This is a genomic window from Exiguobacterium sp. s125 (assembly GCF_018618605.1).
GTDB lineage: Bacteria > Bacillota > Bacilli > Exiguobacteriales > Exiguobacteriaceae > Exiguobacterium_A > Exiguobacterium_A oxidotolerans.
This window is the reverse complement of record NZ_JACSMI010000002.1, coordinates 183,154-206,992: the sequence shown is the minus strand read 5'-3', so window position 1 is coordinate 206,992 and position 23,839 is coordinate 183,154. Positions and strand designations below refer to the sequence as shown.

The following is a 23,839-nucleotide window of genomic DNA, read 5'->3' as shown; positions in this document are numbered from 1 at the left end:
TATCGTACAATTATCATGAATTCGTTACGTTTTGTCTCGAGTCATCTTCTATTAGCTGAAAGGATTTTTTTATGTTATCGACGTTGAATATTTTTTTCACGAACATATGCATTATATTTTTAATACTATCTGTCACATTTTATTTGATGCGAAATCGACTCCCGATCCAGTATGACTCCAAGCGTTCAACGCGCTTGTATTTTGGTTTAGCAAATGGTTTAACCGGCATTTTACTGATGCATAACTCCATCTCAATCAATGGATCATTGATTGATTTACGACTGCTGCCGCTCGCTCTATCCGCTCTATACGGGGGGCCAGTCAGCATTGTGACGACAGGAATTATTTTACTGCTGTATCGTGTCCTCATCAGTGGGGGTGAATCCGTTAGTGCCTTACAAAATTCTCTAGTGATGCTGACCGGATTTACCGTGCTTATCATCCTCTGTGCTCAACTCATCAAACATAAAGGGCGACTCTTCACTGTTATTGTGACGATAGCCTCTACCTTGGTTCTCTTACGCATGTTGCTCGGCCCTTCACAACCTCATGCATGGCAGACGATTTTTTTGCCGTATTTCTTAATCACAATTGGCGCCTCGATTCTTTTTTATCATCTTTCATATATGTTACAAGGACACTTCGTTCTTTACGCGTACCAGTCCTATTTGGCTTCGACCGATGAACTGACGCGCCTCGCGAACCGTCACGTTATCATGGAAAAAGTACAGGCTCTTGTAGAAGCGAAGGCACCTTGGGGTGTGATCATCTTCGATCTTGACCACTTTAAGTCAGTCAATGATCAATATGGTCATGCTGTCGGAGATGCTGTATTACGCCACTTCTCCGTTTTACTCACACAGGAGTGCCCGGATAGTATCACGGTCGGCCGCTATGGTGGCGAAGAGTTTATCGTCGTCATTCCGAATACATTTACGGTTTCACCGACGCGACTCGCAAGACAACTCGTTCAATCCGTCACCGATACACCGTTCGTCATGCAAGACCACGCCTTGACGATTACTGTTTCTGCCGGTGTCGCCTACGCGAAAAATCAGGCAGCCGGAATCGTTTTTAAACAAGCGGACACCGCGCTCTATGCTGCAAAAGACAACGGCCGTAACCAGTTCATGTTATACGATAAATAAGGAAGCATGGACTTAATCCATCGCTTCCTTATTTTTGCTTTCTAATAAAAGAATGATATCTGTTAGCGAAACTGGTTTTGCAAAAAAGTAACCTTGAAAAAGATGAATCCCAATATCTTTCGCAATTTGAACTTCTTCTCCTGTCTCTACCCCTTCGACGATACACTCGACATTCATCGAACGTGTCAATTGGAAAATCGATTCAAGGATGGACTGGCGTTTTGCTGATTCTTCAATTTGTTCAATGAACTGTTTCGGTATTTTTAATTGGCGCAAAGGTAACAACCGTTCCAATACATGGTAAGAGGCATGACCTGTTCCAAAGTCATCTAACGACACTGGAAAATCAAGTGTTTTTATCCGCCGTAATGCCCGAAGAATCGGCTGGCTCTCAAAATCGAGCGACTGACTTTCCGTAATCTCGATTTTGATTTGTTGCGGTTTAAGCGAATACTTAAGTAGCATCCGTTCAATAAAGGGCATGAACGATTCGTTCGTCAATTGGCGTGGTGACACATTCACTGATACCGTAAAATTCTCTGGCACAAGACCGATCAATCGTTTTCTTGTCTTACAGCCTTCTTCAAAAATCCATTCGCCTAGACGAATGATTAAGTCACTTTTTTCAGCAATCGGGATGAAGACGGATGGTTGATTCGCTTTAGACAACTCCGTTTTCCAGCGAACGAGTGCTTCAAGTCCAACAAAGGTCTGTTGATTCGAATCGTACTGTAGCTGATAGACTAAATAAAAATCTCGATTGACTTCAGCAAGTGATAAGGCGCGCGCAGCTTCGACACGTAATGTTTGTTCACAGCGCCATGTTTGATCGATACACATGACTTTTTTATCATTTTGAACGGATTCTTGTAGCGCAGAATTCACTTGTTGAACTCGTTTCATCCAACTTTTTTGCAACGTATCGCCGTCATCAATTACGATATACAGATTGACATAAATTTGATGGAGGTCGATCTGATAGGGCGCAGACATTTTTTGACTAAGTAACTCCATCTCATCATGACAGGAAACACCTTCAGGTTTTTCCATGACGACAGCAAGCGTCCCTCCTTCAATCCGCACAAGTGCTAAGTAAGGTGGAAGTAATGATTGGAGTCGTTCGATACATTCAAACAAGACACGAGCTTGTATGTCTTCTCCAAAATAGCGTGCCAATTCATAATAATTCTCAAGGTGAATACCGATGAGCAGTAAATGTTGACGGTTAGCATCATCAAAAAAATCTTCTAATCCACGCATATTCAATAATTCTGTTTGCGGATCACGTTTTGCGGCCTCATCAAGTTGATTAGCAAGCGAGTGCAATTGACTTAAATTTCGTATATGTAAATGATTGATGATTAGCGCAATGCAAATTCCAATCGTAACCATCCCGAGCCGTGCGACATGATCTGAAGAGTCGATTTCCACCAGAGTCGTCGTTGTATTGAACATGATAAACAGATTCGTCGCTAGTACGACGACAATCGTATACCACATCACAATCCGGTTGTACGAGATCAAGGCAATCATTAAAAATAAAAAACAACTTGCCCAAGCTGTGACGGCAGCATATGGTAACAAATTAATCGAGATGATCGGCACAATCAGTAACATGATGGAGAGGAGATGCGATTGATATTTTGACGCGATATGACTTCGACTAATGATAAACGTCGTTATCCCGATCACTAAAAGCAGTATGATGATCGTTGATCGATTAAGATACGCATTTTGTAATACATCATCCGTCGTCCCTAAAAAAATCAAAGCTCCTGCTGTCATCATGAACAACGCAAAATTTCCCATCCAGTGTTGTTGTGCGATAGTGGTATCAGTCGTCGTGCTAAGCGACATACGTCTCCTCCTTTCATTTCCGATTGTCATTGAGGTAGTCATTTTTTTATTCGACATCGCTTGATGATACTCCTGTCTTACGTTATGTGTCAATTTTTTACTTAAAAAGACATGTTCTTCTGTTTTTACACAGCTGAACATGTCTGATTTGATTTAATATCCAAAAAAGCTGGTGATGATGGCGCTTGACTTCACTTGATTTTTATCGCGAATCTGTCCGACATAGATGACGTCCCCTGACAAGATATCGACGACACGAATTTGATAATCAGACGCGTTCATCTTGGAGACGAAATAAAACTGGTTGTCTGCAAATGCTTCGTTAATCGATTCCATCTTTTTCTCCGCCGCTTCAAGCCTGATTGCATCCTTTGTCACTTGCTTCGTTGCAGTGTCATAGACGGTCCATTGCAGTTCGTTTGTTTCTTCATTTTCATTATAAGCGATCAATCGTTCGCCGTTGCCCATCGCAACGAAGGATTGATTCGTTTTATTTAACTTCTCGATTGGTCGGACGTGTTTCCCGTCATCTTCAAGATACGTTTCCTGAATTTCCGAATCGTTATTTTCATCAATGAATTGTTGCACATAGATGACGCGATCCGGCCCGGCCGTTAAGTAGTTTCTGAATTCGTTCTTTTTGATTGCCGGTGAAGCGAGTCGGATTGGCTTGATTTTTTTCTGTTGATAGTCCACTTGCATCAATTGATTGGTCTCGTGATTTTTTCTGTACGCATCGACTTGGATATAAAGTGTCTTGTCCATCCGGTCGATGACGCGTACGCTGCCTGTGCCATACCCTGTCTTGACGGTAGACGGAAACGGGAGCGTCATTTCCGTCAGCCGTTTCGTCTGTTTATCCCACATCTTTAATTCCAGTTCTTGTTCAGCCGTACGGATCCCGTACAGGTAGTCGTCATCTTCACTGAGCGTTTCATCCGCCCGTAAAAAATCCTTGGCGTCTGTTTTTAGAATCGGGTTAAACTCTCTGTTCCCAAATATTCCTTCAAGATAATTGTCGCCATTTTTTTTGACTGTCCCATCTAACGATACATCGGAATAGACGTTTTTACCTTTCGCTGTCGACTGCAGAATCAGATGCAGTTTCGCAAGGTTCGTTCCCTTTACGTCTCCTGTTATGTGCTCGACAGTGTAGTCTGCCGTTTGAATTGTTGCCGTGTAACCGTAATAACTCGTCAAACTCACTAGACATATAACGAGTAACATTACTAAGTATTGAAAGCGTCGCATCATGTTCCCCCCTTAAACGGATAGTTTGTTTTGGACTAAGCGAATGCTTCTAAAGCCGACATAAAAGAAGCCGATTGATAATAAGACAAGATACAACGTCACGTATTCTACTCTTAACAATAAACCGGACAGTGGACCTTCTGTGATATACATCACGAGTCCGAATGGCAGGATTAAAATCATCGCTTCGGCTATCAGCTGGATCATCGCCCGTGATTTTCGGAACGACCGCTCAATCAGGACGATGAAAAACAACAGATTGATGACGGCATAGGACATCATCAATAAGATGAAGACATCCTCGATATTCATCGAATAAAACACTTGCAACAGACTCCCATCTTTAATAAGACCGGTTGGTAATTTATGTGATTCTGGTAACAACCAATCAAACAGACCGTAACTTGCGATAACCGTCAGCCACTGCAAACCGATTAAACTCACCGTCACGAGCAGGACCGTCGTCAGCTTCGCAAAGTAGATTGACACCCGACTGCCCGGTAAAAGTAAGAGTCGATAGATATGTTTTGATTCCCCAATCCATTCACGGTACCAAATTTGCAAGGCGAGTACTAAGATATATGCGACACCAATCATCATGATGTAATCAAAAATCGAGGTCGCTGCCGCAAAAGAAAATTTTCCATACGAATTGACCGCTTCGAGTTCGGAGGCTTGGTTCATCCGCATGAACGTCTCGATGCTTCGTTCGTATAACATCGTCTTGACGACGACTGACAGTAGTTCAAGCACGATTAATGCACCGACTACGATTAAATACAATTTACTGCTCCGTTTGATTTCTTCATTCGTTAACATCAAATACTTTTTCATCGCTGATACACCTCCCGCATCCGGTCTTGGACGGATTTCCCGTGAATTTCCCGCATTTCTTCCGTATCGTGTTCATCAATGATTTGTCCGTCCTGTAAAAAAATCACACGGTCAATCAAATGCTCGACTTCGACGATTTCATGCGTCGTCATCAAGATGCCGCGCCCTTCCATATAATGACTCGAAAAAATCCAGGCAATCTGTTCTTTCGTAAACAAATCAATCCCGGCAAACGGTTCGTCCAGCAACAGATACGGCCGATCGAGGGCAAAACCGAGTAATAAATTGACCTTTGCCTGATTTCCTTTTGAGAGCTCATTAATTTTATCCGTCGACAGCAGTTTGAACGTCGCCATCAATTCATCTGCCGTCTGCTCGTTCCAGTCCGGATAATAATCGTTCATGTATGTAAGCGCATCCCCGATGGTCATATAGCTCGGCATCGTCTGGACGTCCGGCACAAAAGCGATTTTTTCGCGCGACGTCGTCCCGTCGACGATGATACTGCCGGCGTCCATCGGAATCAGACCGACGATGCCTTTAAGAATCGTCGATTTCCCTTCCCCGTTTAAACCGATTAAACACGTTAACGTATCCGGTTTGACAGAAAACGATACACCGTTCAAAACGGGACGTTTTCCTCCAAAGCGTTTTTTTAGACCATGTACCTCAAGCATCGATTTTCCCCCGTTCTTTCGTTTCGTATAGGTGTTCGATTTTCATGACGACTTCATCAAGCGGGACTTGAATCGCCTGGATTGAATGCACAAACTGTTCGACTGCTTCATTTAACAATTCCGCCCGGACCTTCGAGACAACTTCCGGATCCATCGTAATTTTACTCGGGACATTTCGTTCAGTCGTAATCAAGTGTTGTTCCTCCATTTCCTTATATGCTTTTTGAGCGGTGTTCGGATTGATTCCTAGTTGAGCAGCGATTTCGCGTCGTGAAGGAATCTCCTGACCACGTTTCAACTCTTCCGTCGCGATTCGTTCTTTAAACCACCGGATGACTTGTAGGTAGACAGGACTCCGTTGATCGAATTGCATCGGCATGTTGCCACCTCCATCGTTATACTGTATTAAAACACTAATACACCTTATGACTGTATGATACTTGTAATACAGTCACGGGTCAATAAAAAAAATCACTTCTTTTTCGAAGTGATTTTAGGGTGTAAACAAACTTGAGGAGTCGGATGGGTATGAAGGCATGTCGCGCTTCCCTGTCTTGACTCGTATTCAAAGCGGCAACATTCCGCTTTGGAATCGATTCAGACGCTACGCGCTCTAAATCTTTGCATGACTTGTCTTTCACTGCGTCACAGTTTGAAAGGCTTCGTTTTCGTTGACTCCTATGGGAAAAGTACGTTTTTGTCCGTCTCGCCCGAAGAACGCATCGAAAAAGATAGACACTTTTATCTCCCACTATCACTTTGTCTACGCTAAGAAAAGGTTAGATTCGTCGTGCCAATTCATCAATCAAATCCGTCGCAACGATACTACTTGGATGGATGCGTTGTTCGATCCGCTTAGAAGCCCGTGCATACCAAGCGACTCCCATGGCGATTAAATGCTCAACCGATCCTTGATCGTGGTAGTCACGTTGGGCGAGCAGACTGGTTATCAAGCCAAATAGCGTATCGCCGCTGCCGCCTTTTGCAAGTCCACTCGATGCCCCGGAAATGACGTATCCTCCCCCGTCCGGTTTAGCGACCAAAATGACATGCAATTTCAAAACAACCGTCACTTGATGGAGCATCGCATAGTCCGACGCTGCTCCAAATAAATCATCTTGAATGTCTGCGACCGCTTTGTTCGTCATTCGGGCAAACTCACCGATATGTGGGGTTACAACGATTGGGGCTCGCCGTTCTGGATACTCTTCGTGAATCAGTGCCGCCGCATCGAGGACAACGGGAATATCTTTAGTAAAAGCCAGTTCAATCCAGTCCGCTACTTTATCCGAAGTCAGTCCCGGTCCGATTCCGACAGCCGTCACTTGATCAAGCATCGCTTGAATCGTTTCCGTCGTCTGATTGAGCACCATCGCTTCCGGCGCGTTGATTAATAATCCAATTTTTGCTGAATCGACTGTTGCGACCTGTAACTTTCCGACACCGGTTCGTAAAGCCGCCCGCGCCGCGAGTTGAATCGAACCCGGCATCGTCTCGCTTCCGCCAATCAAAAGTGCCGTGCCATAGGTCCCTTTATGTCCATCGTGTTGCCGTTCAAACAAACTGTCGATCGGTTCCTCGAACAGTTCCCATTCCGCTGCGTTCGGTAATCCGATATCGACGAGCTCGACATCTCCATAAAACGGTGCGGTCTTCAGTAAAAAGGCGGACCGTTTATAGGCGTGGAGGCAAAACGTCTGCATCGCTTGAACCGCTTCCAAAGAAAAATCGGTTGCCGCATCAGACGGTACTCCGCTTGGTACATCGATCGCATAAACGATTGCTCCTTGCTGACGCTGTTCTTTCACCAAGTCAAAGGTTTTTTCCGTCACCTCATTGATTCGTTTCGGATCAAACCCTGTTCCGAAGAGCGCATCGATAATTACATCATATTGTCCACAAGGTGGCTCTGCGACGACACCAAATTTTTCAGCATACGTTTCATGGAGCCGTGCCGTCTCCGTCTTGGTTGGACCAAGCGGAGCTTGGACCGTCACGTCATAGTCGTCTCGAATCAGCTCACGGGCGATGACGTATCCATCCCCTCCATTGTTGCCTGTCCCACAAATGATTAAAATTCTGTCCGTCTTGGTATGCCGTTGCTTCATCTCGGCCGCGACATGTTGCCCGGCCCGTTCCATCAGCACTTCGACCGGCAACCCCGACGTCCGTGCCCATTCATCAATTTGTCTTGCTTCATTTGCATCATAGATCATTCCAATCACCTCTGTTCGTCCTATTCCCGTTTTCCACCGAACTATGCAACAAAGGCAGTCGATCCTGAAACCAAAAAAGGGATTGCCCACTTAAGTATGGCAATCCCTTTTTCTTGATTGTTTTGTTCAAAATCAACTTGTTCCCCTTCATCCTCATATGATCCTCTAGAAGAAGTTATTCTGAGTCAGACAGATTGGCAATCGGCACACCGACCATAGATTTCAAACTTATGATCTTCAACCTCAAAACCAGACGCTTTGATTGGTGACATTAATTCCATCGGGCACACGTTCAGCGTTTGCGTCTTTCCACAAGCGCGACAAATTAAATGATGATGATGTTGTCCCGACTGACAAGCAGCACGATATTTCATTTCACCGTCGAGTTCCGTCGTTTCTAAAATATTGATTTCCGCAAAGTCGTTTAAGTTACGGTAAATCGTATCGTAACTTAGCGACGGATGAGAGGTCCGTAATTCTTCCGCGATTTCTCGAGCACTGACATACCGGTTCGCTTCAAAGAGATACGCCAGTAAATCAAGCCGCTTCGGCGTTGCTTTAAATCCGGAAGCTTTCATTTGTTCACGCGCTTGTTCGATCTGTTTCTGCATGCGTTTTTCCTCCAATCCAAAACCGTTCCACTAACATCACGATGATGAGTTCAGCAACAGCAAGCATGACAATCATTCCGCCAGGTGCTAAATCGAATTGATAGGCAAGAATCAACCCGGCGACCGTCGCGACTTCACCAAAGATGATCGCAAACAAAATCGTCGTCTTGAAACTTTTTGCAAAACGAAGCGCCGCTGCGACGGGTAATGTGATTAAACTAGAGACGAGTAAAATGCCGACGACGCGCATACTGATTGCAATGACGAGCGCTACGACAATCATAAATAAGATATGCACAAGACGTAAACGAATACCCGAGACACGCGCCTGTTCTTCATCAAAGGATAAAAAAAGTAATTCCTTATAAAAAGCGATGACGAACAAGATAACGATTCCCGTCACGATTAAAATGGTATAGACATCCGTCAATGTGACAGCCGAGACCGTTCCGAACAAAAAGGACACTAAGTCCATTGAAAATCCATTCGCCAAGCTGATAAAAATTGCCCCAAGTCCCATCCCGGTCGCCATGATGATCGGAATCGCAAGTTCTTGAAAATGTTTATATTTCGCGCGCAACCAGTCAATCGTCAACGCCGCGATGACGGCCGTCACAATCCCTAAGTAAAGAGGGTTCAAACCGGATAAACTTGCGACCATTCCTGAAATCAACAGACTGAGTGCAATTCCAGCAAGTGTGACGTGAGACAAGGCATCGGCGATGAGACTCATCCGGCGTACGACGACGAACGACCCAATCAACGGGGCCGTAAACCCAATCAAGACTGCTGCGACGAGTGCGTACTGTAAAAATTTTAATGTCATAAAGGCTTCAATCACTGGACGCCCTCCCCTTCATGGATAAGCACGCGTCCCGGTACCGGGTAAAGCGAACGAATCGTCTGCTCATCAAGTTCCCAGTATTCCTTAATACCACAGTTGCAACCAAGACGTCCGTCCACGAGATGAATGACGTCCGTGACGAGCTTACTGACAAAATGAATATCATGGGTGACGAGAACAAACGTCCGCTTCTTATCACGTCGTAGTTCTTCTAAAATTTCATAAAATTCTTTGACATACCGCTGGTCGACACCGACTGTCGGTTCATCGAGAATCATCAAGTCCGGATCATTGACGAGTGCACGCGCGATAAAGACGCGTTGTTGTTGTCCCCCCGATAAATCACCGACCTTCGAGTCGCGCCGCTCCCACATGCCGACTGTCTCAAGCGCCGTTTTCACTTTTTCACGATCTTGTTTCGTTACACGGCGAAATAACCCTTTTTTCGCGTACAGCCCCATTTCGACGACTTCAGCGACCGTCACAGGAAAACCGGAGTTAAACGAAGCCGCCTTTTGCGAGACATAACTGATCCGCCACCAGTCATTGAAATTCGACTGATTTTGTCCGAACAGGCGAATCGATCCTTTCGGGTTCAACAGCCCAAGCATACATTTAATTAACGTCGACTTCCCGGATCCATTTTCGCCAACAATGGCGAGAAATTGTCCTTGCTCAACTGTGAATGACACATTGTTCAATACACGGCGATCCGGGTAATCGTACGTTACTTGATTAATCTCAATAATCGGTTCATTCATTTGTCTTCACTCCTTCCGTTTTTTAAAACGGAATAATTACGTCTTATCAACTTTTCCATTATAGCCCCGCTCCCTGACTGACGCAACTGATGTAACTTTTTTAAACGTTATCGTTTTTTCAGTTAGTCACAAGGTACAATAAAGAAAGATACACTCCCGTTTCTCACCGTATCGTTTCGGGAACAGTTTACTATATGTGAAAGGAGTCGGGATATCTTTGAAAAACGAATTAGCAGTCATCGACATCGGATCGAACTCGATCCGTTACGTCATCTTCCACCCGATCGATTCAGGTCGCTACATCGAAAAAATTAACGTGAAGGTGGTCGCTCGACTATCCGCTCATATCGATCAAGACGGAGCACTCGATCAAGCGGGAATCGACATCTTATCTGACACACTCCAACGGTTTCATGAAATCGGTTTGACGCATAACGTCGAAGAAACGTTCTGCGTCGCGACAGCTGCCATTCGAAATGCCACGAATCGCCAGGAGATCGTTGAGACTGTTGACCAGACGACTCCATTTTCGATGCGTATCCTATCCGACGAGCAAGAAGCCTACTATGGCTATTTCGCCATCATTAACTCGACCTTCTTGACAGATGGTTATTCCGTCGATATCGGCGGCGGTTCGATGGAAGTGACGTTGATCGAAAATCGCGAGATGGTCGCCTATCACAGTTTTCCGTTCGGAGCCGTCACGTTGACACGCCAGTTCATCTCCGGTGAGACGATGACCTCAAGTGAACAAAAGAAATTGATTAAATTCTTAAAAGAGCAGTTCGCTGAAATTCCTTGGCTTAAAGAAAAAAAATTGCCGTTGATCGGTGTTGGTGGTTCTGCCCGAAACTTCGTCCGCATCCATCAGTCGACTCTCGATTATCCACTTCACGGGATCCATCAATATCAAGTCCGGACAAAAGAACTCGGAAAACTCGTTGACGAGCTTGAAGACAAGTCACCAAAACACCTTGGGAAAATTGAAGGGTTATCAAAAGATCGAGTCGATATCTTCCTACCTGCCCTGATTGCGATTCACGAACTCGCGTTACATATCGAGGCCGACCAATTCGTGATGAGTAACTATGGTTTGCGCGAAGGACTCGTCTATGAGTACGACTTACACGAAGGTAACCAACGCCGTGTTGAAAACGTCCGCGAAGAAAGTCTGTTTCAACTCGAAAGTGATTATAAAGTCAATCGCGATCGGATGAATTACCTCGGCACGCTCGCTAAATCACTATATCGTCAACTCGTCTCACTCGACATCATTCCGGAACGCGCCGCCGATTTACGATTACTTGATTCAGCGAGTCGTCTGCTTTACTGCGGACAGTATATCAATCCAGATACGCGGTCGAACCAGACCTTTTATTTATTGACGAATACGGACTTGAAAGGCATGACGCATAAAGATCGGCTTGCGCTCGCGCTCGTCAGCTCTTATTCATCGTCCAAACGGATGCAACAACTCTTGAAACCATTTAAAGATTGGTTTTCCGATAAATCAATTGAGCGGTTCGATTTACTTGGATCACTTCTTAAGCTTGCCGATGCACTCGACGTGACGGAGCGTCGCGCCGTCGACAGTGTCGAACTGCACATTGAAAACGAGGCCCTGCTTCTGACGCTCGATACGGGTGATCATGATTATGGATTTGAAGTCGAAAAAGCCGAAAAACAAAAGAAACATCTCGAACGCGTCATCGACCAGTCGATTGAACTGCAAACGAAAGGAAGTCTTACTTCATGAAATTCGATTCTCCAGACTACTTTAATAATCGCGAAATCAGTTGGCTCCAGTTTAATGAACGTGTGCTCGGAGAAGTCTTAGATACACGAAATCCGTTGATGGAACGATTGAAGTTTTTAGGGATTTTCAGCTCCAACTTGGACGAATTTTATATGGTACGTGTCGGTGGATTAAAGGATGAGGTCCTGGCCGGGTTCAACAAGCCGGAAAACAAACAGCAGTTGACGCCGAAGCAGCAACTGCGCGCAATCGCCGCGAAAACTAAAGAGCTCGTCGAACAGCAATATGAGGCATTCAAGGAAATTAGTACTGCTTTAAAGAAAGAGTCGATTTTCTTTTTAAAGCACGAGGAATTAAATGAAGTTCAGTCCGAATATGTGAAAGCGTTTTTCCGTGATCAAGTTTTTCCTGTACTGACGCCGGTCGCAGTCGATGCCTATCGCCCCTTTCCGATGTTATCATCGAAGTCGCTCAATATCGCGACTGCACTCGAAGCAGAGGATGGTTCAAAGCGGAACTTAGCGCTCGTCCAAGTCCCTGCCGTCTTACCGCGTTTCGTCGATTTACCGGTCGACGATGAAGAGACGACGGCCGTCATCTTACTCGAAGATGTCATTATCTCCTTCATCGATTCGCTCTTTAAAGGTTATCGTGTCCTGTCTGCGATGCCATTTCGCATCACGCGAAATGCCGACCTCCCGTTTCATGAAGAAGGGACACATGACATTTTAAAACTGATTGAAAAGGAATTAAAAAAACGCCGGTGGGGGGTAGGGATTCGTCTCGAGATTCAAAAAAATGCCATCAATACAGAACTACTCAACATGTTGCGCGACGTGCTCGACTTACAAGATCGCGATATTTTCGCCGTCGACGGTCCAATCGATTTAACGTTCGCTTTCGCCTTTTATAGTCAAATCGGTGTCGAGTACGACCACTTGATCTATCAAACGATCATGCCAGTCGAACCACCTGCGCTCGAACAATCGAAAAACTTATTCGATCAGATTTTACAACGCGATTATTTGTTACATCACCCGTACCATACGTTCGATCCAATCGTCCGTCTGATTGGTCAGGCAGCTAATGATCCGAACGTACTCGCAATCAAACAAACGCTTTACCGTGTCTCAGGGGATTCCCCTATCATTAAAGCTTTAAAGACAGCCGTCGAAAATGGGAAACAGGTTACCGTTCTCGTCGAGCTGAAAGCCCGGTTTGACGAAGCGAAGAACATCGAGTGGGCAAAACAACTTGAAAAAGTCGGTGCTCACGTCATCTATGGGTATAGTGACTTAAAGACGCACTCAAAGATCACCTTGATCGTCCGCCTTCAAGAAGGACGAATTCAACGCTTCGTCCATCTCGGGACGGGGAATTATAACGATTCAACGGCGAAACTCTATACCGACATCGGTCTATTGACCGTCCGCGAACAATTAGCGGAAGATGCGACAAACTTCTTCAACTGGTTATCCGGATACGGGGAACAGCCGAAATGGAATGCGATCCACACGTCCCCTAATTCGATGCTTGAAAAATTCTTATCATTGATTGATGACGAAATCAAATTTCATAAAAAACATGGCAACGGTCGAATCGTCGCGAAGATGAACAGTTTGACGGAAAAAGAAATCATCACGAAGCTCTATCAAGCATCACGTGCCGGCGTCCGCATCGAACTGATTGTCCGTGGCGTCTGTTGTCTCCGTCCACAAATAAAAGGTGTTTCAGAAAACATCAGAGTCACGTCTGTCGTCGATCGATACTTGGAGCACTCACGAATCTTTTATTTCCACCATAACGGAGAAGAACTGATTTACTGTTCGAGTGCCGACTGGATGACACGAAATATGCGCAAACGCATTGAAATCTTATTCCCGATCATCGATGAAGATCATAAAGAGTATTTGAAGGATTGCCTCGCGATGACACTGGCGGACAATATCAAAGCACGGGAACAAGGGGCGGATGGAGAATACGCTTACGTCACGCGTGGTAAACAAGCATGTGAATCGCAAATCTTGATTCAACATTATACGAACGACAAATTAAAATCAAAACCATCATTCGAAAACCCACTCGAACACAAATGGATTGCCATTGAACGAAAGGAAGATAAAATCTCGTTCGAGCCACAATCACCTCAAAAATAAATGTTGTTTAACGTCAGACATCTTCATATAATGAAAGTGTAAGCGTTTTTTTATATGAAGAAAGGACTGGAACTCATGCTACAACAAATTTTATTATCACTACTTGCCGGCATCATTTGTGGTGTCGTCTTTACCGCTCTTAAATTACCAATCCCGGCACCACCTGTCTTCCCCGCAATCGTCGGAATTTTTGGTGTCTTCCTCGGAATGAAAGTATTTCTATTCGTTGCCGATCGTTGGCCGTTTTAATGAAACAAAAAAACGTTCGCCTCATCCCTTTTTTAGGACGAGACGAACGTTTTTTTATTTCTTCAATGCTTCGGCGATGACATGATCCCAGTTCACATCATCACAAGCTGTTTTACACGTTGGTTCTACTTCACACGTCGCACATTTTCCCTTTTTCGCCTTTTTCGTAAAACGAACTAAAGAATAACCTGCGTATCCAAAGATTATCAATCCAATCAAAATATCGACAAGATGCATGTAATTCCCTCCAAGCTTATGAAAAACCGAGTAGTAGCCCTGTTTGATAAATGACGAAGGAGACACCATAGGCGACGAACAATCCATAGAGACTTGCAACCCACGTCAGCTTCGCGCTTCCGACTTCACGTCGAATGACGGCGACGGTCGCGAGACACGGAACATACAGTAATACGAATGCCATGAAACTATAGGCACTGAGTGGCGTGAACTGCCCTGACAACTGACGACCGAGTTCTGATTCATTGACGGCATAGATGATTGCCATCGTTGAAACAACGACTTCCTTCGCCAAAAATCCGGTAATTAAGGCAGCACCTGCCTGCCATGTCCCAAAGCCGATTGGAACGAGGAGCATTGCAATCACTCCACCAATCATCGCGAGAAAACTATCATTCATATTGACATCGAATCCAGCTGGTCCCGTATAAGCGAGCAACCAAATGACGACTGATCCCCCAAAGATGAACGTACCGGCTTTTCGAACAAACCCTTTTCCTTTTTGCCATGTACTCCGCCATAACGTCAACCATTGCGGTACCCGGTATGGTGGTTGTTCGACCATGAAGAGACTTGTCGCATCTTCGGCCGCTAGGATTTTTGAAAATACTTTTGCCGCAATCAGCGCAAGTACGATTCCTAAAATATAAAGTGATAAGACAATCAATGCTTGATTACTCGCAAAAAAGCTACCGGCGAATACGGCATAAATCGGCAGTCGGGCCGAGCAAGACATGAACGGTGAGATGAAAATCGTCACCAGTCGTTCCCGCTCTTCTTCGACCGAACGTGCTGCCATGATACCAGGAACGTTACAGCCGAAGCCGATGATCATCGGAATAAAACTTTTCCCGTTCAAGCCAACCATTTGCATGAAACGGTCCATGACGATCGCGACGCGGGCCATGTACCCTGAATCTTCGAGAAACGAGATGAAGAAAAACAAGACGAAGATTTGCGGGACAAACACTAATACACCACCGACCCCTGCAATGACGCCATCAATTAATAAATCTTGAATGAATCCAGATGCCCCGATTGCACTTAGTATCCATACAACACCTGCTGAGAGCGGTCCTTCGATGAAGGCCGATAAGAGGTCCGATAACGGAGAGCCGACCCAATTAAACGTGATATGAAATAATCCATACAGTACGGCGAAAAAGATTGGTAACCCGAAAATCGGATGCGTAACGACTGCATCAATCCGGTCGGTCCACGTTTTTTGATCCGTCTTTTCCTCGACGACAGCACTCGCTCGCATCGCGATTGCCCAGTTTCGGCGACACTCTGTAATGTGGGCATGAATGAAACGACCGAGTTGAGCTTCGAGTTGTTTTCGAATTTCGATAATTGAAGACGAACGTCGCTCCAGGTGTTCGACAAAAACACGATTCCCAGCCAAGTATTGAACAGCCATCCAGCGTTCGTTCAATTGCAGCGTTGCTTGTTCCATAATTTCTGTAATCGCCTGTTCCGTTGCCTCTCCGTAGTCAATATGCAGTGGAGTAACGGCTTCTGTCTTGAGTGATGTTAATAAGACATCACAGCCGTCTCCAGTCCGAGCGACAATCGGAAATATTTCTACCCCAAGTGCCGTCGCGAGTGCCCTCGCATCAATCTGTGTTCCCCGATTAGTCGCGACGTCAATCATATTCAATCCAATTTGAAGTGGTTTTCCAATCTCAAGCAGCTGTGCCGTCAATTGCAAGTTCCGCTCTAACTGCGATGCATCGATGATATTAATCATGGCGTCGAATTGTTCTTCCATTAAAAAACGGGCGACGACCGCTTCATCGGCCGATAGCGGGTCCAAATCGTAGACGCCGGGCAAATCGACTAGCTGTCCCCGCCCACCGTGTAATTTCCCGATTTTTTTATCAACCGTTACCCCCGACCAGTTGCCGACATGGGCATATGATCCGGTCAAGCGGTTAAATAATGACGTCTTCCCCGTGTTCGGGTTACCGAGTAAAGCAATCCGTTGCGTCATGGTGAATACACCTCAATCTTTTTTGCATCGCTGCGCCGAATCGCAATCATTTGATGATGATCTCTTTGTTCTATTGTCAAAGGACCTTGAAAGCTCGCCCGTCTCTTGACGACGACTGGACAACCTTCATAAAAACCAAGCGCGAGTAAGCGTCTTCGTAATCGATCCTCGATTTTATTTAAGTTGGTCATAACAACGGGTTTGTTGATTGGAATCGTTGCTAAATCAATCATTATGGTTCCCCCATCTGATACATTTTTCATTGATAACAATTATCATTGTTGATTATAACACGTTTTTCTATAATAAAAAAAAGCTGGTAGTGATTCGATGTGTGAACATCTTGTCACTATCAACTTTCTTACGGTTCATCTGAGGTTGCCGCAACATCGATTAAGGAATCAGATCTTTGATGGGCTAAACGATGGCATGAAGGACAGAGCGTCAGGAACTGATTGTTTTCCTGATGCCACTCTAAAATGGACTGGTTTTTTTGTCCACAATGTTCGCAAGCTTCCGCTAACTGACCGATATGATTCCGCTCATGAAATTTCTCCTGCCTGCGTTGCTTCGCTTCCTCAATCGTCGTAACGTCGGTTTCGAAATACCCGTACTGCCACGCTTCGACAAGGCGTTGACGAACACTCACCTGAACCATCCCCGATTCAACCTTCAAATCTGTCAGTGGTGTGCCAAGTAACGGATGATGTAAGTCGACGCTAATTAAATCAAGACACGCGTATGTCCGCTCGACTCCGTCTGCCTCTACTCGCCAGTGAGGATCAGATGGGCGTGTCGTATATTCACTGAACAACGTTTCCGCATAAGCGATTATCCCCATTTTTGTCGCTAAAAAAACTTCTTCACCCGCTTCTAAATCTGCTGGTAAATAAAAGGGTTCCTTCGTTTCATAATAATGAACGACCGCCTGCCGTAAAGCAAAATCTGATTCATCAACGACTAGTAGATGGCACACGTCCTTACACCTCTCTCGTTTAAATGGATGTTCCGATGAGCGGTAATCGCCACTCTGCATCAAAGTTCCCTGACCGCAACATCGCGATTTCTTCTTTATAGGGTGCCACTTTCTTTTTCGGATCAAGCCCGATATACGGTGTCTCTAAAATTTTTGGTAAATGAGCAAGCGCTTGATGATGGACGATCCGATGTAATGTGTCAAATCCAATTTCACCAAAACCGATGTTTTCATGACGGTCTTTTTTCGCACCACGGACGTTTTTCGAGTCATTAACGTGGATGACACCAAGGCGATCGAGACCGACGACCCGGTCAAACCGTTCGAGTACCCCGTCTAAATCGTGGACGATGTCATATCCTGCATCATGGACGTGACACGTATCGAGGCAAATCGACAAGCGGTCGTTGTGTGTGACCCCATCAATGATTTGTGCCAATTCTTCAAACGTCTTCCCGATTTCAGACCCTTTCCCTGCCATCGTTTCGAGTGCGATTTTTACTTTTTCATTTCCAGATAAGACTTCGTCCAATCCTTCGATGATTCGTTTAATTCCGATATCCTCACCGGCACCGACATGGGCACCAGGGTGTAAGACGATATGTTGCGCCTTTTCAAGTGCTTCCGCGCGTCGAATTTCTTCTGCCAAGAATGATACGGCTAATTCAAAGGTTTCCGGTTTCGTCGTATTGCCAAGATTGATGATATAAGGGGCATGGACGACAATCTCTTCAATCCCATTTGCCTCCATGTGCAATAATCCTTCTGCAATCCGTAATTCCTCAATCGGTTTTCTTCGTGTATTTTGAGGTGCTCCTGTATACACCATCATCGTTGTCGCGCCATATGACGCCGCTTCCTCACTTGCACCAAGTAACATCTTTTTCCCCGATAAGGAGACGTGTGAACCAATTTTCATCCTGTATTCCACCTTTCGCTCTACTTACAGTGTACCAAACGTCGGAAAAAAAACAAAAAATCCCTAGGACGAGAAGCTTCTTCTCATCCGTAGGGAAACGTGACTTATTTTGATTTACTCGCATTCGCCTTACGTTCTGCACGTCCGACGCCACGCTGTTCTTTAATCCGCTCACGTTTTGCTGTTTCTTTTAACTTATACTGGTGTTTCTTTTTATAGCCAGGTTTGACGCGTTTTTTCGCTTTAGCCGCTTCACCTGATAAACGGCTATGTGCCGTTTTCGAGACAGCCGTCTTCATGTGTGGTTTCGCACGACGACGCTCTTTGACTTCGCTGACTTGACCACTCTTGACATCGACATTGATGAATTCGATGCCACGGTCTTCAAGACGGTTGATTGAACCATTCTCATGATCTTCAAACAGCGTGTACGCAAGTCCTTCTTGGTCGACACGTCCTGTCCGTCCAACACGGTGGACATAAAAATCAAGATCTTTTGGAATGCCATGGTTGATGACATGTGAGACGCCTGAAATATCGATGCCGCGTGCTGCTAAATCCGTTACGATGACGTATTGGAATTTCGCTTCATTGATTTCTTTGATTGCTTGTTTCCGGCGTCGTGCGGGTAGGTCACCGTGAAGTGAACCGACATTTAAGCCTGCTTCAAGGAATGATGCTTCAAGTTCAATCGCTTCTGTTTTCGTGTTTGTAAAGACGAGACAGATATACGGATTGAGTGCTTTCGCTAATTTCAACGCTAAGTCTGAACGATCACGGTGCTTGACGGGAACCGTATGGTGGACGATTTTTTTCGCCGTCTGTTGTTTTGGATCAACATGTGCATAACGTGGGTTGTTCATATACTTCTTGAGAAACGGTTGAAGTTTCTCAGGAATCGTCGCTGAGAAAACCATCATCTGAAGTTTCTCAGGAAGTGCTTGGGCAATCCGGTCCACTTCTGGTAAGAAGCCCATGTCAAGCATCTGATCGGCTTCATCGATGACATAGTTTTTGACGAAGTGCGGTTTTAACGCTTGCTCTTTAAAGAGGTCTAAAATGCGACCTGGCGTCCCGATGACGATTTGTGGTGAAACTTTGACGCGCCCGATTTGACGTTCACGATCCATCCCACCTGTGATGAGGCTCGTTTTGATATAGTCTGGGTTCTTCACGAGAATTGATTTTAATTCTTCGTGGATTTGCCATGCTAATTCACGTGTCGGTGCAACGATGATTGCTTGCATTTCTTGTAATTCTGGATTGATGTTTTGAACCATCGGTAAGAGGAATGACAAGGTCTTCCCTGTTCCAGTTTGTGATTGACCAATGATATCGCGACCCTTAAGGGCAGCCGGAATAATCCGTGATTGAATATCCGTTGGTTTTTTAATACGTGCGTCTTCGAGTGCTTCGACGACGAACGGGTGCAAATCAAAATGGGTAAATCCATTCATCTTCGTCACCTTCCTTTCTCCTGCTTAAACAACTAAAAGTGATTGTGTCACTTTTATCATCTATTTACTTAGTTCAACATGGGTATGGGTCTACTACCGTCATACAGATAAGAATACGTATAGAAACGATCTGGAATTTTTTTATTTTTCGTATGAAGCTTCAACGCGCTGAAGGCGACTTGCATCATCTCTTCAGCGGACTGGACAACCGTCGCATCCATCGATTTCATGTCAACAGCTTCTAATATAGCACGATTCCCGTCGATTCCGACAACTATTTTTCCGGAAATGTCTGCTTTTTTCAAGGCTTCGAGCACACCTAACGCAATATCGTCATTGTGACAGTAGACCGCATCGAATTCCGTACCGGACTCGATGATCCGACGCATGACGCGTTCTGATGTCACCGGATCATAGTCACCACTTGCTGAATTGACAATCGATATCCCGGGTTCTGTCACGATTCCTTTAACGAATCCGTTATGCCGTTCATTCGTCGTGTGTATGTTCGTCGTCCCCGTAATTTCAACGACTTTTCCTGTTGCAGTTCCATTTCGTCTAATCAGTTCGTTTTTGACATATGAAGCAAGTTGTTCACCAATCATCTGATTGTTCGACGTCACCGAGCTGACGACTGCATCAGATCGAATCAATCGGTCAATCGCAAAAACGGGAATCCCATTTTTTTCTGCTTCTTCTAATGCGCTCGTAATATAAACATCGTCAAACGTCGTGATAAATATCGCGTCGACCTTCAATTTGATGAATTCACGAATTTGCTCTCGTTCACTGATGCGGGAGTTATGTGACGTCGCCACGACGGCTTCATACTTATTTACTTTTGCCTCGGCTTTAAACGCTGTAATCAACCGTTGGGCGAATTCATGTTTATCGTTGACGATTGTAAAGGCGACAACGTCACGGTCAGGATTTTCCTCCTGACCTACGAACAGATTTGAAATCAGCAGGATTGAGGCCGTCCAAACAAAGAGGACAAGCAACCATGACTTATTAAACTTCATCCTGGTCTCCTCCTCGTGGTAAGTGAATTTGGACTGTCGTACCGACACCAACCTTGCTATCGAACTCAATTTTTCCATTATGCTCACGAACGATGCGACTTGACATATAGAGACCTAAACCATTGCCATCCGCTTTCGATGTCTTAAAGGCTTGCCCAATCGTTTCGAGTTGGGGTTCTGTCATGCCGACACCATTATCTTGAACAATGAAGACGAATTGATTCGTGTAGACGTGTAGATGCAAATGACAAATCCCATCTGCACCACGCGACTGCACTGCTTGTAAGGCATTACGAACACAGTTCGACAAGATTTGTGACAAACCGTTTTCAGAGGCATAGAGATTCGGCATATGCGCCGGCGTATAAATTTTACAATCTGCTGCTTCTGCGTATGTCTCGGCGTGTAAACGCGCTTCTGCTTCCATGATGAATTTAAATTTTTTCATGAATTCGTTCATGTCAATCATCGACATCTTTAATACCTCGCCGCCACCTTTAGAGAGGTCGAGCATCGTCTCAATCATTGCGTTGGCACGATCTAGTTCTGATAAGGCTAACGCCAACATTTCCGGACTATTGTTCTCTTGCTCCGTCAAAAGTTGGAGCGTCATTTTGACTGGCGTCAATGGATTGCGGATTTCATGCGCGATTCCTGCCGCGAGCTGACCGAGCGAGGCTAATTTTTCTTGGTGTAACATCGCTTGTTGTTGACTCAATTGTTCGACTCGCGCGTTTTCCATCCGCTGGGCATACTCATTGTAAGCAGACACTAATGTTTTTACTTCGTTCGACCCCGATCGTTCCAATTCAATCGGTTGTGGCGTCGTGCTTTTTTCGATTTTTTGTACGAGCTCGAGTAAGGGTGCTGTCAGTTGACGTGACATGAGGTACCCGACGATTAGACTGAGGACGAGCGTCAACGCTGCGATGACAAGATATTGCTGCCGTGTCGTATACACGGGTTCGTAAAAGACACTCCGGGGTGTCCGAACAAGAATTTTCCAATCCGTCACTTTTAAATCACGCGCAAAATAATACATGTCTTTGTTCGTACTGAAGATATCGTATGGTTCTACCGTTTGAAATGCCCGGTCGACGACACTTTGAGTCAAGACACGTTCTTTGTCGGTCACGAGGTTTCGCGAAGTCGCGAGCGGCTCTCCTTTACTGTTAAAAAGATAGGCCATCGTTTCGTCGTCGAACGATTCGAGTGAATTTCGAAAGACAAGTGAATTCATCAGACTTAATCCACCACCAAAAATCCCAACCCGTTCACTGCCGTTACGAACCGGAACATACATATACGTGAGATAATCCGACTGTAACGGATATCGTTTACTCATATGAAAGTCTGTACTCGTCAAGGCCTGAAGAAAATCATCATCTTCTAGAATCTTTGAATTTCGGATGCGTCGATCTTCACTAGAAAACCATGTGAATTTTTTAGTCTTTAAATCATAGTAGAAGAAACTCTTAAAACCCGTATCGATATCGAGTAAGTTCGTTTCGCGAACGACTCGTTCTAATTCATTCATATTGTCGACATTCAATTGCAGACCCATGATTTCTTCATGTAAATTCCCGATACTATCACGGAGTGCGTTGCTCGAGACCTCAACACTGTTTTCACTTTGTTTTTCCGTTTGCTGTTCAACCCGTGAAATCGTCACACGGTCAGCTGTGAAAGCAAGTGCCGCGATGACCAGACAAATTAGAATGAACAAAACAGCGGTGATTTGAAAAAAGTAAGACCGCATCATCTTTTTTGTCTCCAACGTATTGCCTCCTTCTCCATGATTTTTACAACTCAATTAGTATATCATGTTATCACTCTTGAATAGACTCCTCTATTTTCAATCATCTGCAATCAATGGTACACTCTAACTAATCATTCTTTCTACGCTAAAGGAGAATCAACACTTATGTTAGTAAAAAAAATCAGCCCTCGTGGTTATTGTTATGGTGTCGTTGACGCGATGAAGTTAGCGCAACAAGCCGCAATGAATGAAAACTTGCCACGACCTATCCATATTCTCGGTATGATCGTCCATAATGCTCACGTTACACATGAATTTGAACGAATGGGTGTTTTGACAGTTGATGGTCCTGATCGTCTTGAAGCACTCGAAACCATTAAAGAAGGAACGGTCATCTTTACAGCGCACGGAATTTCACCTGCCGTCTATGCGCGCGCTGCTGAAAAAAAATTAACAGTCGTCGATGCGACATGTCCTGATGTCACGCGCACACATGATTTAATCCGGACTGTCGTCGCTGATGACTATGAAGTCATCTACGTCGGAAAACACGGACACCCGGAACCAGAAGGTGCAGTTGGCGTTGCTCCTGAACATGTCCATTTGATTGAAAAAGTCGAAGACATCGAAGCATTGCCTGCCCACTTATCAACCAAAAAAATCATCGTCACGAATCAAACGACGATGAGCCAATGGGATGTCCAGGCCTTAATGGAACATGTCCGTAAAAAGTACCCGCACGTCGAAGTCCATAATGAAATTTGTAACGCGACGCAAGTCCGTCAAGAAGCTGTCGCCGATCAAGCGGGCGATTGTGATCTTGTGATCGTCGTCGGCGATCCACGTTCGAACAACTCGAATCGCTTGGCACAAGTTTCATTTGATATCGCAGGTACCCCAGCTCATCGTATCGGTGATTTGACTGAACTTGATTTAACATGGCTCGAAGGCGTGAATCAAGTCGGTGTCACTTCAGGTGCTTCTACACCAACACCAATCACGAAAAAAGTCATCGATTTCTTACAGCAGTATGACCCAGCTGATATCAGCACACATGATAAAACACCATTTCTTGAATTGCGTCGGATTTTACCAAAAGTAAAAATCTTGTAATAG

The 23,839-nt window shown here is 45.0% G+C and carries 22 protein-coding genes; 5 read left to right on the top strand and 17 right to left on the bottom strand.

Annotated features, from left to right (window positions below; genetic code table 11):
• Nucleotides 1-71: 71 nt before the first annotated feature.
• On the top strand, nt 72-1,148 hold the full coding sequence (locus tag KNQ05_RS08690) for a GGDEF domain-containing protein (RefSeq protein ID WP_353048581.1): 1,077 nt from the start codon (nt 72-74) through the stop codon (nt 1,146-1,148).
• Between the two features lie 12 nt (nt 1,149-1,160).
• Here KNQ05_RS08690 and KNQ05_RS08685 read toward each other — a convergent pair whose 3' ends face one another.
• The 9 genes from KNQ05_RS08685 to KNQ05_RS08645 all read right to left on the bottom strand — a co-directional run bounded on the left by KNQ05_RS08685 (nt 1,161) and on the right by KNQ05_RS08645 (nt 10,199).
• Nucleotides 1,161-3,005, bottom strand: a complete 1,845-nt coding sequence (locus KNQ05_RS08685; RefSeq protein WP_214765407.1) for an EAL domain-containing protein — start codon at nt 3,003-3,005, stop codon at nt 1,161-1,163.
• 153 nt (nt 3,006-3,158) lie between these two features.
• A complete protein-coding gene (locus KNQ05_RS08680) occupies nt 3,159-4,256 on the bottom strand; it encodes a hypothetical protein (protein WP_214765409.1) in 1,098 nt (365 codons plus the stop codon).
• A 12-nt stretch (nt 4,257-4,268) separates the two neighbouring features.
• Nucleotides 4,269-5,090, bottom strand: a complete 822-nt coding sequence (locus KNQ05_RS08675) for an ABC transporter permease (protein ID WP_214805175.1) — start codon at nt 5,088-5,090, stop codon at nt 4,269-4,271.
• Entirely contained in the window at nt 5,087-5,767 is a 681-nt protein-coding gene (locus KNQ05_RS08670) for an ATP-binding cassette domain-containing protein (protein WP_214805173.1), read from the bottom strand. Before KNQ05_RS08670 ends, KNQ05_RS08675 begins: the two co-directional genes overlap by 4 nt.
• Nucleotides 5,760-6,146: a GntR family transcriptional regulator gene (locus tag KNQ05_RS08665; protein ID WP_088836572.1), complete on the bottom strand. Its 387-nt coding sequence runs from the start codon at nt 6,144-6,146 to the stop codon at nt 5,760-5,762. Before KNQ05_RS08665 ends, KNQ05_RS08670 begins: the two co-directional genes overlap by 8 nt.
• A 400-nt stretch (nt 6,147-6,546) precedes the next feature.
• Nucleotides 6,547-7,983, bottom strand: coding sequence for an NAD(P)H-hydrate dehydratase (locus KNQ05_RS08660; RefSeq protein WP_214765562.1), 1,437 nt, complete (start codon nt 7,981-7,983; stop codon nt 6,547-6,549).
• Nucleotides 7,984-8,168: 185 nt separating this feature from the next.
• A complete protein-coding gene (locus KNQ05_RS08655; protein WP_029332963.1) occupies nt 8,169-8,594 on the bottom strand; it encodes a Fur family transcriptional regulator in 426 nt (141 codons plus the stop codon).
• Nucleotides 8,566-9,435, bottom strand: a complete 870-nt coding sequence (locus KNQ05_RS08650; RefSeq protein ID WP_029332962.1) for a metal ABC transporter permease — start codon at nt 9,433-9,435, stop codon at nt 8,566-8,568. Before KNQ05_RS08650 ends, KNQ05_RS08655 begins: the two co-directional genes overlap by 29 nt.
• On the bottom strand, nt 9,432-10,199 hold the full coding sequence (locus tag KNQ05_RS08645) for a metal ABC transporter ATP-binding protein (protein WP_088836571.1): 768 nt from the start codon (nt 10,197-10,199) through the stop codon (nt 9,432-9,434). The genes KNQ05_RS08650 and KNQ05_RS08645 overlap by 4 nt, the downstream gene beginning before the upstream one ends.
• Nucleotides 10,200-10,416: 217 nt before the next feature.
• On the opposite strand from KNQ05_RS08645, the gene KNQ05_RS08640 reads away from it, so the two are divergent.
• The 3 genes from KNQ05_RS08640 to KNQ05_RS08630 all read left to right on the top strand — a co-directional run bounded on the left by KNQ05_RS08640 (nt 10,417) and on the right by KNQ05_RS08630 (nt 14,360).
• Nucleotides 10,417-11,955 (top strand): Ppx/GppA phosphatase family protein, encoded by a 1,539-nt coding sequence (locus tag KNQ05_RS08640; protein WP_214765414.1) that lies wholly within the window; start codon nt 10,417-10,419, stop codon nt 11,953-11,955.
• Nucleotides 11,952-14,111 carry an RNA degradosome polyphosphate kinase gene (locus tag KNQ05_RS08635; RefSeq protein ID WP_088836569.1) on the top strand — a complete coding sequence of 720 codons (2,160 nt, stop codon included), beginning with the start codon at nt 11,952-11,954 and terminating at the stop codon, nt 14,109-14,111. Before KNQ05_RS08640 ends, KNQ05_RS08635 begins: the two co-directional genes overlap by 4 nt.
• Nucleotides 14,112-14,186: 75 nt before the next feature.
• Nucleotides 14,187-14,360 carry a XapX domain-containing protein gene (locus tag KNQ05_RS08630; protein ID WP_014969827.1) on the top strand — a complete coding sequence of 58 codons (174 nt, stop codon included), beginning with the start codon at nt 14,187-14,189 and terminating at the stop codon, nt 14,358-14,360.
• Between the two features lie 54 nt (nt 14,361-14,414).
• Here KNQ05_RS08630 and KNQ05_RS08625 read toward each other — a convergent pair whose 3' ends face one another.
• The 8 genes from KNQ05_RS08625 to KNQ05_RS08590 all read right to left on the bottom strand — a co-directional run bounded on the left by KNQ05_RS08625 (nt 14,415) and on the right by KNQ05_RS08590 (nt 22,741).
• Nucleotides 14,415-14,597 carry a FeoB-associated Cys-rich membrane protein gene (locus KNQ05_RS08625; RefSeq protein ID WP_088836568.1) on the bottom strand — a complete coding sequence of 61 codons (183 nt, stop codon included), beginning with the start codon at nt 14,595-14,597 and terminating at the stop codon, nt 14,415-14,417.
• Nucleotides 14,598-14,613: 16 nt separating this feature from the next.
• A complete protein-coding gene (gene feoB / locus KNQ05_RS08620) occupies nt 14,614-16,590 on the bottom strand; it encodes a ferrous iron transport protein B (protein WP_088836567.1) in 1,977 nt (658 codons plus the stop codon).
• Nucleotides 16,587-16,823 (bottom strand): FeoA family protein, encoded by a 237-nt coding sequence (locus KNQ05_RS08615; protein ID WP_029332956.1) that lies wholly within the window; start codon nt 16,821-16,823, stop codon nt 16,587-16,589. Before KNQ05_RS08615 ends, feoB begins: the two co-directional genes overlap by 4 nt.
• Nucleotides 16,824-16,951: 128 nt before the next feature.
• Nucleotides 16,952-17,566 (bottom strand): hypothetical protein, encoded by a 615-nt coding sequence (locus KNQ05_RS08610; RefSeq protein ID WP_214765416.1) that lies wholly within the window; start codon nt 17,564-17,566, stop codon nt 16,952-16,954.
• A gap of 19 nt (nt 17,567-17,585) precedes the next feature.
• Nucleotides 17,586-18,485: a deoxyribonuclease IV gene (locus KNQ05_RS08605; protein WP_214805171.1), complete on the bottom strand. Its 900-nt coding sequence runs from the start codon at nt 18,483-18,485 to the stop codon at nt 17,586-17,588.
• 104 nt (nt 18,486-18,589) lie between these two features.
• The gene (locus tag KNQ05_RS08600) at nt 18,590-19,942 is read right to left on the bottom strand and encodes a DEAD/DEAH box helicase (RefSeq protein WP_034801484.1); all 1,353 of its coding nucleotides are present in this window, start codon (nt 19,940-19,942) and stop codon (nt 18,590-18,592) included.
• A gap of 68 nt (nt 19,943-20,010) precedes the next feature.
• Nucleotides 20,011-20,964, bottom strand: a complete 954-nt coding sequence (locus KNQ05_RS08595; RefSeq protein WP_088836564.1) for a sugar ABC transporter substrate-binding protein — start codon at nt 20,962-20,964, stop codon at nt 20,011-20,013.
• The gene (locus tag KNQ05_RS08590) at nt 20,954-22,741 is read right to left on the bottom strand and encodes a two-component system sensor histidine kinase NtrB (protein WP_088836563.1); all 1,788 of its coding nucleotides are present in this window, start codon (nt 22,739-22,741) and stop codon (nt 20,954-20,956) included. The genes KNQ05_RS08595 and KNQ05_RS08590 overlap by 11 nt, the downstream gene beginning before the upstream one ends.
• Before the next feature lie 147 nt (nt 22,742-22,888).
• Here KNQ05_RS08590 and KNQ05_RS08585 point away from each other — a divergent pair, with 147 nt between their 5' ends.
• Nucleotides 22,889-23,836, top strand: a complete 948-nt coding sequence (locus KNQ05_RS08585) for a 4-hydroxy-3-methylbut-2-enyl diphosphate reductase (protein ID WP_029332951.1) — start codon at nt 22,889-22,891, stop codon at nt 23,834-23,836.
• The last annotated feature ends 3 nt before the right edge of the window (nt 23,837-23,839 follow it).